General features: G+C 68.3%; 1 protein-coding gene. It reads left to right on the top strand.

Annotated elements, in window-relative coordinates; genetic code table 11:
• Positions 1 to 713, top strand: a 713-nt coding sequence (locus HUK84_RS20935) for an MFS transporter (RefSeq protein ID WP_176641893.1), incomplete at its 5' end; no start/stop codon positions are given.
• Positions 714 to 796: the final 83 nt, after the last annotated feature.

Below are 796 nucleotides of genomic sequence, written 5' to 3' on the forward strand. Positions count from 1 at the left end.
AGCCGCGCGGCGCGGCGCGCCTGGCGGCCCGCGACGTGTCGGTGCGCGGGATCTTCTTCGGGTCGATCTCGATCCTGTGGCGCGAGCCCAAGACATTCGTCGCGATGATCGTGCGCACCATCGACACCGCGTCGGAATATGCGTTTCTGGTGATCATGCCGGCCTTCTTTACCCGGGTCGTGGGCTTCAGCCTGCCCCAGTGGCTGCAATTGCTGTCGATCGTGTTCCTGAGCAATATCCTGTTCAACCTGGCGTCCGGCATGCTGGCCGACCGGCTGGGCCATCGGACGGTCGTATCGATCGCCGGCTGCCTGGGGTCCGCGATCTCGGTGCCCGTGTTCTATTACGTGCCCCTGGCGCATCACGGCAATTTCCTGCTGGCGGCGCTGGCGGGCATCTTCTACGGCGCGACGGTCGCGGCGTTCGTGCCTCTTTCCGGCCTGGTGCCGCAGATCTGCCCGAAGGAGAAGGCGGCCGCCCTGTCGGCGCTGGGCCTGGGCGCGGGCGCCAGCACCTGGGTGGGGCCGGCGATCGTCACCTGGTTCGAGTCCTGGCATGGGATCGAGGGGATCATCTGGATCTTCTCGGGCCTCTATGCCTTCGCCGGGCTGCTGACGCTGTATCTTTCGATCCCGACGCACGCGCGCGAACATGCCCGCCGGGCGCGCGCCCGGGGCGAGGATCTGTACGAAGGCACCGCCGCCTTCCATTGACGTGCCGGTGACGCGCTCCGGCCGGGATCGTCCGGCCGGGCCTTTTCATGGGCCGGGTGGACCGGCGTCGCGTCGAGACGGCG

Source organism: Nguyenibacter vanlangensis (assembly GCF_013376155.1).
GTDB lineage: Bacteria > Pseudomonadota > Alphaproteobacteria > Acetobacterales > Acetobacteraceae > Gluconacetobacter > Gluconacetobacter vanlangensis.